This is a genomic window from Paractinoplanes maris (genome assembly GCF_023544465.1).
Classification (GTDB): Bacteria; Actinomycetota; Actinomycetes; order Mycobacteriales; family Micromonosporaceae; genus Actinoplanes; species Actinoplanes maris.
The window spans coordinates 66,652-80,627 of record NZ_JALPVL010000001.1; the positions used below are offsets into that span (position 1 = coordinate 66,652).

General features: G+C 74.3%; 11 protein-coding genes. 4 read left to right on the forward strand and 7 right to left on the reverse strand.

Annotation, left to right across the window (positions count from 1 at the left end; translation table 11 throughout):
- Positions 1-2: 2 nt before the first annotated feature.
- On the reverse strand, positions 3-851 hold the full coding sequence (locus NAG42_RS00320) for a DUF4397 domain-containing protein (protein WP_250027181.1): 849 nt from the start codon (positions 849-851) through the stop codon (positions 3-5).
- Positions 852-1,033: 182 nt separating this feature from the next.
- On the opposite strand from NAG42_RS00320, the gene NAG42_RS00325 reads away from it, so the two are divergent.
- Positions 1,034-5,590: an ATP-dependent helicase gene (locus NAG42_RS00325; protein ID WP_438872331.1), complete on the forward strand. Its 4,557-nt coding sequence runs from the start codon at positions 1,034-1,036 to the stop codon at positions 5,588-5,590.
- Positions 5,591-5,661: 71 nt separating this feature from the next.
- Here the strand turns inward: NAG42_RS00325 and NAG42_RS00330 are convergent, their stop codons facing one another.
- The 4 genes from NAG42_RS00330 to NAG42_RS00340 form a co-directional block, all read right to left on the reverse strand.
- On the reverse strand, positions 5,662-5,859 hold the full coding sequence (locus tag NAG42_RS00330; RefSeq protein WP_250027182.1) for a hypothetical protein: 198 nt from the start codon (positions 5,857-5,859) through the stop codon (positions 5,662-5,664).
- Between the two features lie 65 nt (positions 5,860-5,924).
- Positions 5,925-6,806: a hypothetical protein gene (locus NAG42_RS00335; RefSeq protein ID WP_250027183.1), complete on the reverse strand. Its 882-nt coding sequence runs from the start codon at positions 6,804-6,806 to the stop codon at positions 5,925-5,927.
- Between the two features lie 126 nt (positions 6,807-6,932).
- The gene (locus NAG42_RS43845) at positions 6,933-7,055 is read right to left on the reverse strand and encodes a hypothetical protein (protein WP_284044677.1); all 123 of its coding nucleotides are present in this window, start codon (positions 7,053-7,055) and stop codon (positions 6,933-6,935) included.
- Positions 7,056-7,452: 397 nt separating this feature from the next.
- Positions 7,453-7,935: a hypothetical protein gene (locus NAG42_RS00340; RefSeq protein WP_250027184.1), complete on the reverse strand. Its 483-nt coding sequence runs from the start codon at positions 7,933-7,935 to the stop codon at positions 7,453-7,455.
- Positions 7,936-8,012: 77 nt separating this feature from the next.
- Here NAG42_RS00340 and NAG42_RS00345 point away from each other — a divergent pair, with 77 nt between their 5' ends.
- Positions 8,013-8,798 carry an NAD(P)H-binding protein gene (locus NAG42_RS00345; RefSeq protein WP_250027185.1) on the forward strand — a complete coding sequence of 262 codons (786 nt, stop codon included), beginning with the start codon at positions 8,013-8,015 and terminating at the stop codon, positions 8,796-8,798.
- Here the strand turns inward: NAG42_RS00345 and NAG42_RS00350 are convergent.
- Complete coding sequence (locus NAG42_RS00350) at positions 8,795-9,721, reverse strand: LLM class F420-dependent oxidoreductase (RefSeq protein ID WP_250027186.1); 927 nt, start codon at positions 9,719-9,721, stop codon at positions 8,795-8,797. The two genes, NAG42_RS00345 and NAG42_RS00350, sit on opposite strands and share 4 nt — an antisense overlap.
- 84 nt (positions 9,722-9,805) lie before the next feature.
- Between NAG42_RS00350 and NAG42_RS00355 the strand changes: the two genes are divergently transcribed.
- Positions 9,806-10,585 carry an SAM hydrolase/SAM-dependent halogenase family protein gene (locus tag NAG42_RS00355; protein ID WP_250027187.1) on the forward strand — a complete coding sequence of 260 codons (780 nt, stop codon included), beginning with the start codon at positions 9,806-9,808 and terminating at the stop codon, positions 10,583-10,585.
- Here the strand turns inward: NAG42_RS00355 and NAG42_RS00360 are convergent.
- A complete protein-coding gene (locus NAG42_RS00360) occupies positions 10,575-11,225 on the reverse strand; it encodes a hemerythrin domain-containing protein (protein ID WP_250027188.1) in 651 nt (216 codons plus the stop codon). The genes NAG42_RS00355 and NAG42_RS00360 overlap by 11 nt on opposite strands.
- 66 nt (positions 11,226-11,291) lie before the next feature.
- On the opposite strand from NAG42_RS00360, the gene NAG42_RS00365 reads away from it, so the two are divergent.
- Positions 11,292-13,973 (forward strand): AfsR/SARP family transcriptional regulator, encoded by a 2,682-nt coding sequence (locus NAG42_RS00365; protein WP_250027189.1) that lies wholly within the window; start codon positions 11,292-11,294, stop codon positions 13,971-13,973.
- Positions 13,974-13,976 lie beyond the last annotated feature (3 nt).

Sequence of the window (13,976 nt, forward strand, 5' to 3'; positions counted from 1 at the left end):
CCTCAGGCGGTGCGGAGCCGGCGGCGGAGGGCAACCACGAGACCCCCGGTCAGCAGCGCGGCCGCGACGGCTGTCAGGACGATGCCGGTGACCGGCGACGACGGGCTGGTGCCGCCCACGCCGGTGGCCACGCTGCCCAGCGGGACCGTGCCCTGGCGTTCGGCGTCGACGTGCAGCTCGGGCTTGAGCCCGCCCGCGTTGTCGTCCAGCACCACCAGCGAATAGACGCTGCCCGGGCCCAGCGTGCACGGCAGCTCGCTGGTGCGGCCGCCGCCGGTGGGCTCCACCTCGACACTCCACTTGCCGGGTTTGACCTCGCGATAGGCCGTCGTGGTGGCGAACTCGACACCGTCCGCGATCGTGGTGCCGTTCTTGCCGGCGACGTCGAGCACGGGCGCCTTGACCGAGGCCTGGATGATCCGCACCTTCGACTTGCCCGGGTCGGGCAGGCGCAGGTCGTCCTCGATCACGCGCAGGCCCAGGTCGGCGAACCGGCCCACGCCGGCCACCGTGTAGGCGCCTTTGTTCTCCACCGTGACCTGGGTGGTGATCACCGGTTTCTCGGTCGCGGGGGCACCGGCCTTGCGCATGGCCACCTGGTAGGTGCCGGTGGGCAGGCGCAGATAGCGCGACATGTCGCCGTAGGCGACGGCGCGGAAGGTCTGCGGCTCGACACCGCCGGAGTCGGCCTTGAGATAGACGTCGACCGCGGGCGTGTCCGGCGACAGGTGCGCGAGACGCACATAACCGTCACCGGCCGCGGCGTGCGCGGGGGTCGCACCGAGGGCCACCATCGTCAGCGCCGCCGTAAGGGCAGCGAGGCGCCGCAGCTGGGTGATCGGAAGGGACACGGAGCCTCCTTCATCGATGAAGTTCGTGCATTACGAGTGGCGCTATGTATATCCAGCCGTCACTCGATCGCACCATGGTCCGGCACGTCAAGAAATTCCGCTGGGCGGACGTCCGACCCGTGCCCGGATGACCATTACGCGGGTATTCAGTTTTTGTCATACCCCCGAGAGAGCATGGTGGGGTGCAAGAAGTGTTGGAGCAGTTCGGGCCGGCCACGCGAGAGTGGTTCACCGCGGCGTTCGCCGCACCTACTGCCGCGCAAGCCGGCGCGTGGCGTGCGGTCGGTGCCGGGCGCAACGCGCTCGTGGTCGCCCCGACCGGCTCCGGCAAGACGCTGGCCGCGTTCCTCTGGTCGCTCGACCAGCTGGCCCGCGAGGCGTTGCCGGAGGATCCGAAGCGCCGCTGCCGGGTGCTCTACGTGAGCCCGCTCAAGGCGCTGGCCGTCGACGTCGAGCGCAACCTGCGCACGCCGCTCGCCGGCATCCGCCAGGCCGCCGGCCGCCTCGGGCTCACCCCACCCGACATCACCGTGTCGATGCGCACCGGCGACACCCCGGCCGACGAGCGGCGCCTGTTCACCCGCACGCCGCCCGACGTGCTGATCACCACTCCCGAGTCGCTGTTCCTGTTGCTCACCTCGGCCGCCCGCGATTCGTTGCGCGGGGTCGAGACGGTGATCATCGACGAGGTGCACGCGGTCGCCGCGACCAAGCGCGGCGCCCACCTGGCGCTCTCCCTCGAGCGGCTCGACGCGCTGCTCAGCCGGCCCGCCCAGCGCATCGGCCTGTCGGCGACGGTCCGCCCGATCGACGAGACGGCCCGCTTCCTCGGCGGCGCGCACGACGTCGAGATCGTGCAGCCGCCGAGCTCCAAGACCATCGAGGTCACCGTCGAGGTCCCGGTCGAGGACATGACCCGCCTCGACGAGGTGCCCGACGTCGACCCCGACAACCCCGGCGGCGGCCGCAACACGCCGTCCATCTGGCCCGCCGTCGAGGAGCGGGTGCTCGACCTCATCGAGAGCCACCGGTCGACGATCGTCTTCACCAACTCGCGCCGCGGCGCCGAGCGGCTCTGCGCCCGCATCAACGAGCTCTCCGCCGAGCGGGCCGGCCAAGCTCCGGGCGAGCCGGCCAAGCCCCCGGCCCAGATGCCACCCGCCCAGATGATGGCCCAGGCCGGGCAGGCCGGCGGCGCACCCCCGGTCGTCGCCCGGGCCCACCACGGCAGCGTCTCGCGTGAGGAGCGCAAACAGATCGAGGAGGCGCTGAAATCGGGTGTCCTGCCGGCCGTGGTCGCCACCTCGAGCCTCGAGCTGGGCATCGACATGGGCGCGGTCGACCTGGTGGTGCAGATCGAGGCGCCACCGTCGGTCGCGGCCGGTCTGCAGCGCATCGGCCGGGCCGGTCACCAGGTCGGCGCGGTGTCGCGCGGCGTGGTCTTCCCCAAGCATCGGGGCGACCTGGTGTCCTGCGCCGTGGTGGCCGACCGGATGAGTGCCGGCGCGATCGAGGAGCTGCGCTATCCGCGCAACCCGCTCGACGTGCTGGCCCAGCAGATCGTCGCCATGGTGTCGCTCGACGCGTGGCAGGTCGACGAGATGGCCGCCCTGGTGCGCCGGGCGGCGCCGTTCGCCGAGCTGCCCGAGTCGGCGCTGCACGCGGTGCTCGACATGCTCTCCGGTCGTTATCCGTCCACCGCCTTCGCCGAGCTGCGCCCGCGCCTGGTGTGGGATCGCGGCACCGACGAGCTGACCGGCCGCCCCGGCGCCCAGCGCCTCGCCGTCACCAGCGGCGGCACCATCCCCGACCGCGGCATGTTCGGCGTGTTCCTGGCCGGGTCCGAGCGGGCGTCCCGGGTCGGCGAGCTCGACGAGGAGATGGTCTACGAGTCCCGGGTGGGCGACGTCTTCCTGCTGGGCTCCACCTCCTGGCGGATCGAGGACATCACACCCGATCGGGTGCTCGTCTCCCCCGCTCCCGGAGCGCCGGCCAAGATGCCGTTCTGGAAGGGCGACTCTCCTGGCCGGCCCATCGAGCTGGGCCGGGCGATCGGGGCCCAGCTGCGCTCGCTGACCCGCGCCGACGACGAGAAGGCCACCGCGACCCTGCGCGCGATCGGCCTCGACGAGTGGGCCGCCGGCAACCTGCTGGCCTACCTGCGCGAGCAGCGCGAGGCGACCCGCAACCTGCCCGACGACCGCACGATCGTGGTCGAGCGGTTCCGCGACGAGCTGGGCGACTGGCGTCTGACGGTCCACTGTGTGCTCGGCGCCCGGGTCAACGCGCCCTGGGCCCTGGCCATCGCGCGGCGGCTCTCCGAGCGCTACGGCGTCGACGGCCAGGTCATGCCGTCCGACGACGGCATCGTGGTGCGCCTGCCCGACACGGCCGAGGAGCCGCCCGGCGCCGACCTGGTCGCCTTCGACCCCGACGAGATCGCCCAGCTGGTCGAGGAGTCGGTCGGCACGTCAGCGCTGTTCGCGTCCCGCTTCCGCGAGTGCGCGGCCCGGTCGCTGCTGCTGCCCCGGCGCGACCCGCGCCGCCGCCAGCCGCTCTGGCAGCAGCGACAGCGCTCGGCCCAACTGCTCGACGTGGCCCGGGAGTACGCCGACTTCCCGGTCACGCTCGAGGCGGCCCGCGAGTGCCTGCAGGACGTGTTCGATCTGCCCGGCCTCACCGGGCTGATGCGTGAGGTCGCGGGGCGCAAGGTGCGCCTGATCGAGGTCGAGACGCCGCGGCCCTCGCCGTTCGCCCGCTCCCTGCTCTTCGGTTATGTGGGTGCCTTCCTCTACGAGGGCGACGCACCACTGGCCGAGCGGCGGGCCGCCGCCCTCGCCCTGGACGCGACGCTGCTGGGCGAGCTGCTCGGCCGGGTCGACCTGCGCGAGCTGCTCGACCCCGACGTGGTCACCGAGACCGAGTCCCAGCTGCAGTGGCTGACCACCCAGCGACAGCCGCGGGACGCCGAGGACGCGGCCGAGCTGCTCCGCCTGCTCGGCGATCTGTCCCCGGCCGACCTGGCCGCGCGCCAGGTCGAGGAGTCGTGGCTGTCCACGCTGGAGGCGTCCCGGCGGGCCATCCGCATCCGGGTGGCCGGTGAGGAGCGCTGGATCGGCATCGACGACGCGGGCCGCTACCGCGACGCGCTCGGGGTGGCGCTGCCGGTCGGCATCCCGCTGGCCTACCTGGAGTCGGTCGCCGACCCGCTCGGCGACCTGGTCGCGCGGTATGCGCGCACCCACGGCCCGTTCGCCGCGGCGACCTGCGCGGCGCGGTTCGGGCTCGGCGTCTTCGTGGTGGAGCAGGCCCTCAAGCGGCTCTCGGCCACCGGTCGGGTCGCCTCGGGCGAGTTCTCCCCCGGCGGGGCCGGCAACGAGTGGTGCGACGCCGAGGTGCTGCGCATGCTGCGGCGGCGGTCGCTGGCCGCACTGCGCCGCGAGATCGAGCCGGTGCCGCCGCGGGTGCTGGCCGCGTTCCTGCCGCGCTGGCACCAGATCGGCGGTAACGCCCGCGGCATCGACGCCCTGGCCGCCTCGATCGAGCAGCTGCAAGGCATCGCCGTGCCCGCCTCGGCGTGGGAGAGGCTGGTGCTGCCGGCCCGGGTGACCGACTATTCGCCGCCCATGCTCGACGAGATGAGCGGCGGCGGTGACGTGCTGTGGGCCGGTTCGGGATCGATCGGCGGCAACGACGGGTGGGTCACGCTGGCCTACGCCGACAGCGCAGCCCTGCTGCTGCCGCCGCCCGACGACGAGTTCGCCGCGACGCCGTTGCACCAGTCGGTGCTCGACACGCTGGGCGACGGGCAGGCCCTGTTCTTCCGGGCGCTCTCCGACCGGGTCGGCTCGACCGACGACACGGCGCTGGCCGCCGTGGTGTGGGATCTGGTCTGGGCCGGTCATCTGACCAACGACACACTGGCACCGTTGCGAGCGTTGCTCGGCGGCAGCGGCGCCCACCGGGCCAAGGCCGCTCCGGCCCGCACCCGTTACCGGCGACCCGGCCGGCCGGCCATGCCGTCGCGAACTGGTCCGTCCAACATGGCCGGTCGCTGGTCCCGGCTGCCCGACCGCGACCTCGACCCGACCCGCCGGGCCGCCGCCCTGGCCGACCTCCTGCTGGAACGCCACGGCGTGGTCACCCGGGGCGCGGTCATGTCCGAGGGGCCGGTCGGCGGGTTCGCCGGGGTCTATCCGGTGCTGGGCGCGCTCGAGGAGCGCGGCGCGGCCCGGCGAGGTTACTTCGTCGAGGGCCTGGGCGCGGCCCAGTTCGCGGTGCCCGGCGCGGTCGACCGCCTGCGCGCCCTGGCCGAGCCGGCCGAGCTCGCCAAGCGCACCGGCACGACGGCCGTGGTGCTGGCCGCCACCGATCCGGCCAACCCCTATGGCGCGGCGCTGCCCTGGCCCGAGCGCATCATCGACAGCGGCGACGGCGAGCCGGTCGCCAAGGCCGGGCATCGCGCGGGCCGCAAGGCGGGCGCCCTGGTCATCCTGGTCTCCGGCGACCTGATCCTCTACGTCGAGCGCGGCGGCCGCACGCTGCTGTCCTTCACCGACGACGCCGACTCGCTGATCGCCGCCGGCCAGTCGCTGGCCGCCTCGGTGCGCTCGGGCGCCCTGGGCGCCATGTCGGTCGAGCGCGCCGACGGCGAGTCCGTCCACTCGTCCCCGTTGAGCGACGCGTTGACCCAGGCCGGCTTCCGGGCGACGCCCAGGGGGTTGCGCTTGCGCGGATGACCACAGCGAGATGCCCGAGCGGCCGCGCGGCGAGCCGGCCGGGTGGGTGCTGCGAGCCAGCCGGGTGGGCGCTACGAGCCGGCCGGGTGGGCGGGGCCGGGTGGGCAGGGCGAGCCGGCCGAGTGGGCGGGGCCGGGTGGGCACTGCGAGCCGGCCGGGTGGGCGCTACGAGCCGGCCGGGTGGGCGGGGCCGGGTGGGCGGCGAGCCGGCCGGATGGGCGCTGCGAGCCGGGCGGGTAGGCGGCGGCGTCGACCAGCGGCCGGCGCACGCTTGCGCGATGGCACGGCCCGCGACGGCCTGGGGTAGCGCGGCGCGAGGTGTTGGTGCGCGAGGCTAGTGGGGGTGGTCGGGGTGGAGGCCGTCGGTCAGTTCGCGGTAGGCGTCCAGGACGGAGCGGGTGCGGTCCGCCAGGTCGGCGGCGGTGTCGGCCGGGGTGATCGCGAGCGATTCGGGGTGGGTGGAGCCGAGCGTCTCTTCGGCGGCGCGGATGGCCTGGCGCATCTCGTCCTCGCGGATGAACTCGCGTCCCGCCTGTTCGGCGCGGCGCAGGCTGGACTCGCGGCGGGCCAGGTCGGCTTCGACCTCGGCCAGGGCCTTCTCGGTCGCCTGCAGATGGCTGCGCAGCTCCAAGGCGGTCTGGTCGGAGGGCGACTGGGCGGCGAAGTCGGGACGGCTGAGATCGGCCAGCACGAGGGCGAGCCGCTGGCGGCGGGCCAGCACGCCGGAGATCTCCCACAGCGAGTCGGCCAGCATCGCCTCGGCCTCGGCGGTGTCGACCAGGGAACCGAGGCGGGGCCAGGTCCGGCTGACCGAGTCGGCGAGGGTGATCGCCTCGTCGAAGGCGGCGCGTTCCGCGGGCGCGATCAGCGTGCGGGCGTCGTCCGCGGCTGGTGGGTTTCGCTTCGCCCGGCGGCGACGGCGGATGACCGGCTCGACGTAGGCCGCGCCGAAGAAGACCGCGGCGGCCACCAGGATGCCGACTTCGGCCGCTCCCAGCACGGCGACGAGTCCGCCGCCGACCATCGGCGCCAGGACCAACCAGCCCGTGCCGGACCGTTCCTCCGGTTCACCGAGTTCGCGCACCTGGGGCACGGTCGCCTCGACCAGCGCCGTCCAGGGCCGGCGCACGAGCAGGGCACCGTCCAGCCGCAGCCGCCGGCGGGAGACGACAGTGGCCACCCGGTCCCGCGCGACATAGAGCCGCGACCCCGTCACCCTGCCTCCCCCGTCAGTCCGACCAGAAGAATAGGGCAACCCTGGCACGCTCGTCGTCCACCGTTCGACCCGCCTGCCGCGATGCTTCAGCACGAAGTCACCAGAGGGCCGCGGTCCACCCCGAGACTAGACAGGCCGCGCGAGATCGGCTCGGGTCAGTTCGGCGCAGGGAGTAGTGGTCGGTGGCAGGTGGCCGGCCAGATAGGCGGCCGGGGAGACGCCCATGAAAGCCCGGAAGTCGGTGATCATGTGGGCCTGGTCGAAGAAACCGGCCTCGACGGCTAAGGCCGACCAACCGCCGGTGCCGGCACCCGGACCCGAACCCGCCCCGGACCCGGGCCTGCACGCGGACCCGCACCTGGGCCGGCGCCTGGACCCGCACCCGAACCCGCACCTGGACCCGGGCCCGCGCCTGGACCCACGCCTGGACCCGCACCTGGACCCGCGCCTCGGCCCGCACCCGGACCCGCACCCGAGCCCGAGCCCGCGCCTGGGCCGGCGCTTGCGCCGGCCAGGATCCGGCGCAAGCGGCTGATGCGGGCGAAGTGCTTGGGTGACAGCCCGATCTCGCGGGCGAAGAGCCCGCGGAGATAGCGTTCACTGACCCCGAGTTCGGCGGCGACCGTGGCCAGGCGTGGTGAAGTCGTCAGCGCGTGCGCCGCGGCCTCCACGAGATCGCGCCCACCGGTGTTCGCGCCGGCATCGTCACGGGCCGGCCCAGCGCCTGATCGATGCGGGGCACCGGCCGGAGGGTGGCGGCCCGGGCGGCCAGCGCTTGTTGCAGCCGGGAGATGACCAGGGGGACGTCGGGGCCGGCGTCGGTCAGGGCCTCGGTCAGCCGGGCGCCGGCGGCACCCCACAGGTCGGTGATGCGGACTGTCTTGTCGACCAGCTCGGCGGCGGGCACGCCCAGGAGCGGACGGGCCAGGCCGGGACGCAACCGCAGCCGGACGCAGACCGGAACGCCCCGGCCGGGGTGGTATCGGCCCCGGGTGCGCGGCCCCACCACGAACAGCTCGCTGCGGCCGGAGGCCGTGGTGCGGAAGGCGAGCGCTGTCGCCACGTCGGGCACCTGAACCACCGCAGCCTCGTCGGTCAGGCCGGACATCACCTCGACATCGGCTAGCACGAGGCCACGCTACGCCCGCGACGTCGCCGGGCGGCAGTGCCGAAACTTCCAATACGGCGGCCCGGCCCCGCTTCACCGTGGTCACCAGGATTCTGGTTACCGGTGCTTCCGGCACCACCGGCTCCGCCTTGGTCCACCACCTGCTGGCACACGGCCACGAGGTCACGGCGGTCACCCGCGACCCACGCCGCATCCCGCCCCGGCCGGGTCTGACGGTCAGCACCACGATCGTCCCGGCCCGGGCCGCTTATCTGGTCGCGCCGGCCGGACCGGCCGTACCGGACCACGACCGTGCCAACCTCGCGGCCGCCGTCGGGGCCGGTATCCGCCGGGTGGTCAAGCTCTCGGCCATCGGTACGCCCGAGACTCCCGTCCCACTGACGCAGCTCGGCGCCTGGCACCAGCCCGGCGAGGAAGCGCTCCGCACGAGTGGCCTGGAGTGGACGATCCTGCGGCCGACCACGTTCGCGTCGAACTCGCTGGCATGGGCCGGCGACCTGCGGCACGGCCGGCCCGTACCCAACGTCTTCGGGAACGGCCGGCAGGGCGTCGTGGACCCGGCCGACGTGGCCGCCGTCGCCGCCGCGGCGTTGACCACCGGCGATCACGACGGCCGCACCTACACGTTGACCGGCCCCGAGCTGATCAGCGTTCCCGAGCAGGTGGCCCAGCTGGGCGAGGTCCTGGGCCGGCCGGCTTCGACGGTCGAGGTGCCGCTCGAGGAGGCCGGCGTCTTCGCCGAGGGCGCCCGCCTGGTGCGCGACGGCGGCAATGCCATCGTCACCGGCGACGTCCACGTGGTCCTCGGCCGGCCACCCAGGACCTATCGGGATTGGGCCGAGGACAACCGGGGGCGGTTCTAGAGCTGGGGCGCCACCGCGGAGGCGATCAGCTCGATGTGGTCGACGTCGCTCAGGTCCATGACCTGCAGGAAGAGGCGGGTGGCGCCGGCTTCGGCGTACTGGGTGATGATTTCGACCGCCTGGTCGGGGGTGCCGACGATGCCGCCGTTCTCGCGCATCTCGGCGGGCTCGCGGCCGATGGCCTCCGCTCGGCGGCGGACCTCGGCGTCGTCGCGTCCCACGCACAGGATGGCCGCCGCCGAGAACGCCGGGGGCTCCGCCCGGCCGATGGCGGTCGAGGCGGCGCGGACCCGCTCGTACGTGGGGGCGACGTCCTCGATCTTGGCGAAGGGGACGTTGAACTCGTCGGCGAAGCGGGCGGCCAGAGCGGGGGTGCGCTTCTTGCCGTGGCCGCCGACGATGACCGGCGGGCGCGGTGACTGCGTCGGCTTGGGGAGCGCCGGCGAGTCGTTGAGCTGGTAAAACTTGCCCTGGAAGTCATAGCTGTGGCCGGCCGGGGTCGCCCACAGGCCGGTGATGATCTCGAGCTGCTCCTCGAGCCGGTCGAAACGCTCGCCGAGCGGCGGGAACGGGATGCCGTAGGCGGTGTGCTCGGCCTCGAACCAGCCGCCGCCGAGCCCGAACTCGATGCGGCCGCCGCTCATCTGGTCGGCCTGGGCGACCGCGATGGCCAGCGGGCCCGGCAGCCGGAAGGTGGCCGAGGTCACGAGCGTGCCGAGCCGGATGCGGGAGGTCTGCACGGCCAGCGCGGCCAGCGTCAGCCAGGCGTCGCTCGGGCCGGGCAGGCCGTCGCCGCCCATCGTGAGGAAGTGGTCGGAGCGGAAGAAGCCGTCGTAGCCGGCCGCCTCGGCGGCCTGCGCGAGCCGGCGCAGGTCGTCGTGGGCGGCACCCTGCTGGGGCTCGGTGAAGATCACGAGACGCATGCCCCAACCTTGCCAGATCCGGCCCGGCGCGCCCGGGGGAACCTGTCGCACACGATCCGTAGCAAGGCAGTAACGTTTCTCACCATGGCCGGGTATGAATGGATCAGCCTCACGACCGATTACGGAACGTTCGACGGCTTCGTCGCGGCGTGTCACGGGTCGATCGCCAAGATCGCGCCGCAGGTGCGTGTCATCGACGTCACGCACCACGTGCCGCCGGCCGACGTGGCCCGCGGCGCGGCCGTGCTGGCGCAGACCGCACCCCACCTGCCGCCGAGTGTGCACGTCGCGGTGGTCGACCCCGGCGTGGGCACCGCCCGGCGCGGCGTCGTCCTGGTGACGCCCGACGGCCTGCTCGTCGGCCCCGACAACGGCCTGCTGATCTGGGCCGCCGAGGCGCTCGGGGGCGTCGAGTCGGCCTACGAGCTCACGGTGAAGGAGGCCGTCTCGAGCACGTTCCACGGCCGTGACGTCTTCGCGCCGGCCGCCGCCCGTCTCGCCGCCGGCGCCGAGCTGTCCGACGTGGGCCTGGCCATCGACAAGGACACCCTTGTCCGCCTGCCCGACCCGGTCGTCACGGTCGGCGACGGCTGGCTCGAGGCGGAAGTACTCACCGTCGACCGGTTCGGCAACGTGCAGCTGGCCGCGAGCGGCGACCTGCTGCGCGGCCTGGGCAGCGAGCTGATGATCAACGGGACGGTCAGCGCCTACCGCGGTGCCACGTTCGCCGACGTCGGCCCGGGTGACCTGCTGGTCTTCGAGGACTCGGCCGGTCACGTCGCGATCGCCGTCAACAACGGCCGGGCCGTGGTGGTCCTCTCGGTCCGTCCCGGCGACCTGGTCAAGCTGGCGATCAGGCAGTGATCCGGATCCGGTCGCGGGACGTGGTGTAGACCCGGTCACCGGCCAGTCGCCACAGCACCCGGGCCGGCACGGGCAGCTCGGCCAGGAAGCGCTTCTTCTCGGACGGTGTGGCCTCCTCGAGAATCGCCCCGAGGAAGACCAGCGCCCTCTTGCCCTTCGGGATCACCTCCCGGCCGCGCTCCCCGACCGCGCTCCACTCGGCCGGTGTGAGGTGCCGCTCGATGATCGGCAGCACCTCGCGCTCCTCGTCGGCCAGATGCTCGTCCAGCGCCACCGACGCCTGGGCCAGCACGTCGGCCAGGGCGTCGCGGTCGTCGGCCCGCGCCTCGGCCCGCCAGCGCGGGAGCAGCGTGCCGAGCCGGTCCAGGGGCTCGTGCAGCCGCTCGTGCTGCGCCTCCATCCGGTTGATCAGATCGGTGTGCATCCGGGCCCGGTCGAGCAGCAACGGCCAGACCATCTCGTCCTCGGCCGTGTGGTGATGGTGCAGCCCGGCGGCGACATTGGCCAGGTGCTCGCCGAGCACCTCGGCCCGGGTCACATCGCCCGGCGGCACGGCCCGGACGAGCGCGGGCATCATGCGGAACTCGCGGCGGAAGACGCGGTGGACCATCACCATGTCCCAGGTGTCAGTAGAAGTCATGACCTCACGCTCGCAAGGTCGGCTTGCAGACTGCCTGCAAGCCGCCTGCACTCCTATGCTCTGACCGTGCTGATAGGCAGGGTGCTCGGGGCCACCGAGGTCGAGGTGGACGGCGCGGTCGCCGACCTCGGCGGGCCGCTGCCGCGCCGCCTCGTCACGGCGCTGATCGCGGCCGACGGACGGCCGGTCACGGAGGACTCGCTGGCCGAGGCGATCTGGGGTGACGATCTGCCGGCCCGGGCCACGTCCTCCCTCCAGGCGTACGTCTCCCGTCTGCGCCGCGCCCTCGGCCGGTCCGCCCTGGCGAGGGCCGGCGACGGATATCGGCTCACGGTCGACGACACCGACGCCGCCCGGTTCGCGACCGACGTGCGCCGCGGCCGTGACCTGCTCGACGAGGAGCGGCCGGCCGAGGCCCTCCGCCTGTTCGACGCCGCTCTCGGGCGGTGGCGCGGGGAGGCGTACGCGGATCTGCCCGCCACCCCGGCCCGCACCCGCCTCGACGAGCTGCGGGCGGTGGCCGTCGAGGAACGGCTCGCGGCCCGGCTGGCCGGTGGCGACGCCCCGGGCGCGGTCGGCGAGCTGGAGGCGGCGACGCGGGCCGAGCCCTATCGGGAGCGCCGCTGGGAGCTGCTGATCCTGGCCCTCTATCGCAGCGGGCGGCAGGCCGAGGCCCTGGCCGCGCTGCGCCGGGTCCGCGAGCGGCTCGCCGACGACCTCGGCATCGACCCGGGCCCAGCCCTGCAGAGCCTCGAGAGCCGCCTGCTGGCGCAGGACCCGGGGCTGCTGCTGCCGTCGCGCCCTCCGCCTGCCGTCCGCCCGCTCTCGCACTTCTTCGGCCGCGCCGAGGAGCTGGCTGCCCTGGCTCAGCTCGCGTCGACCGCCCGCTTGGTCACCCTGGTCGGGCCGGGCGGTGCGGGGAAGACCCGGCTCGCCGTCGAGTGGGCCGCCGCGCACGACCCGTGGTTCGTCCGGCTGGCCGACGTGACCGATCCCGGGCTGGTGCCGGCGGCCGCGGCCACGGCGGCCGGGGTGCGCGGGGTCACGGCCGACGCGATCGCCACCGCGCTGGGTGATCGTCCCGGCCTGCTGCTGCTCGACAACTGCGAGCACGTGGTCGGCGCGGCCGCCGGCCTGGCGCTCGATCTGCTCACCCGCTGCCCGGGGTTGCGGGTGCTGGCCACCAGCCGGGAGCCGCTCGGGGTCGACGGCGAGCAACTCCTGCCGGTCGCCCCGCTGCCCACCGGGGACGCGGTCGCCCTGCTCGTCGATCGCATCACCGGCGTCCGCCCGGGCTGGCGGCCCGACCCGGCCGAGTCGGCGACGCTGGCCCGGCTGGCGGCGGCCCTGGACGGCATCCCGCTCGCGCTCGAGCTGGCCGCCGCCCGGGCCCGCGTGCTCGGCCTGGGCGAGTTGCTGGAGATGCTGAGCGACCGGTTCCCGGCACTGGGCCCGGTGCCGCGCGGCGCCCTCGCCCCGCACCAGACGCTGGAGGCCGCCGTGGCCTGGAGCGTCGACCTGCTCGGGGCCCGCGACCGGGCGATGCTGCTGCGCCTGTGGCCGTTCGAGGGCGGGTTCCCGCTGTCGGCCGTCGAGGATGACCTGGACGCTCTCTCGGCGCTGGTGGCGCGCTCGGTGGTGGTGGCCGACACGACCGTCGCCCCCACCCGCTACCGGCTGCTGGGGATCGTCCGGGCCTATTGCCGGCAGCACGACCCGGATCCCGGAGGCAGCCGTGACCGGCATGCGGCGTGGGTCCGCGGGCTCGTCGAGCACCACGCGCCACTGCTGCGCGGCGACCGGTCGGCCCACTCGATCCGTACGCTCAATCGCGAGCTGCCCAACCTGCGCGCCGCCATCCGGCACGACCTCGGCGTGCGGCCGGAGAGCGCGTTGCGCACCGCCGGGCTGCTGGAGTGGTTCTGGTTCCGGGGCGGGCTGATCGCCGACGGCCTGCCTCTGCTGCAGGACGCGATCGTGGCCGCCCCGGACGCGCCGCCCACCGACCGCGCCCGCGCCCACCTCAGCGCGGCCATGCTGCTCTATCTGACCGGCGACCCCCGGGCGGTGACCGAACTGACCACGGGCCAGGCGATCGTGGCCGGCCGGCCCGATCGCGAAGGAGGGATCCTGGCCGCGCAGGGCGCCTACTACGAGTCGCTCTTCTGGTCGTTCCAAGGCGAGTCCGACCGGGCTCTCGCACCCGCCCATCGGTCGATGACACTGGCCCGGGAGCTCGGTGAGGAATGGATCCTGCCCGCCTCCACGATGTCCCTGGGCGCGGCGCTGGCCGGGGCGGGCGACGTGCTGGAGGGTCGCCGGGTGCTGGCGCGGGCCGGCGAGGAGGCCGTCGCCCGGGGGCAGATCTGGACGGCCGCCATGAGCGGGCTGCTGCTGGCTCGCGCGCTGCTGACCGAGGGCCCCGTCGAACCCGGGGCGGCTCTCGCCGTCCTGCGGCAGGCGCTGGACCGCTTCACCGACGAGGACGACATCGGCAACCTGATCGCCGGCCTGCACACCGGCGCGTACGCGCTGGCCCGCACCGGCCGGATCGACGAGGCGGCCCGGCTGCTCGTGGCCACCCGCCGCGCCGCGGCCCGCCGCGGCCTCGACCCGGACGCCATCGACCCGATCCGGGCCGCCGGCCTGGCCGCCGCCATTCCCCCGGCCGAACTCGCCCGGGTGGTCGTCCCGGACGACGAGGTGGCCCTGCCCGCGTTACCCGGGCCCGGTTCGGGGCAGGATTGAGGC

Excerpts from the sequence above, each read along its gene's own strand:
- NAG42_RS43845 (WP_284044677.1), bottom strand. The coding sequence starts at position 7,055 with ATGATCACCGACTTCCGGGCTTTCATGGGCGTCTCCCCGGCCGCCTAT.
- NAG42_RS00350 (WP_250027186.1), bottom strand. The coding sequence starts at position 9,721 with ATGCGTCTCGTGATCTTCACCGAGCCCCAGCAGGGTGCCGCCCACGAC.
- NAG42_RS00355 (WP_250027187.1), top strand. The coding sequence starts at position 9,806 with ATGGCCGGGTATGAATGGATCAGCCTCACGACCGATTACGGAACGTTC.
- NAG42_RS00360 (WP_250027188.1), bottom strand. The coding sequence starts at position 11,225 with ATGACTTCTACTGACACCTGGGACATGGTGATGGTCCACCGCGTCTTC.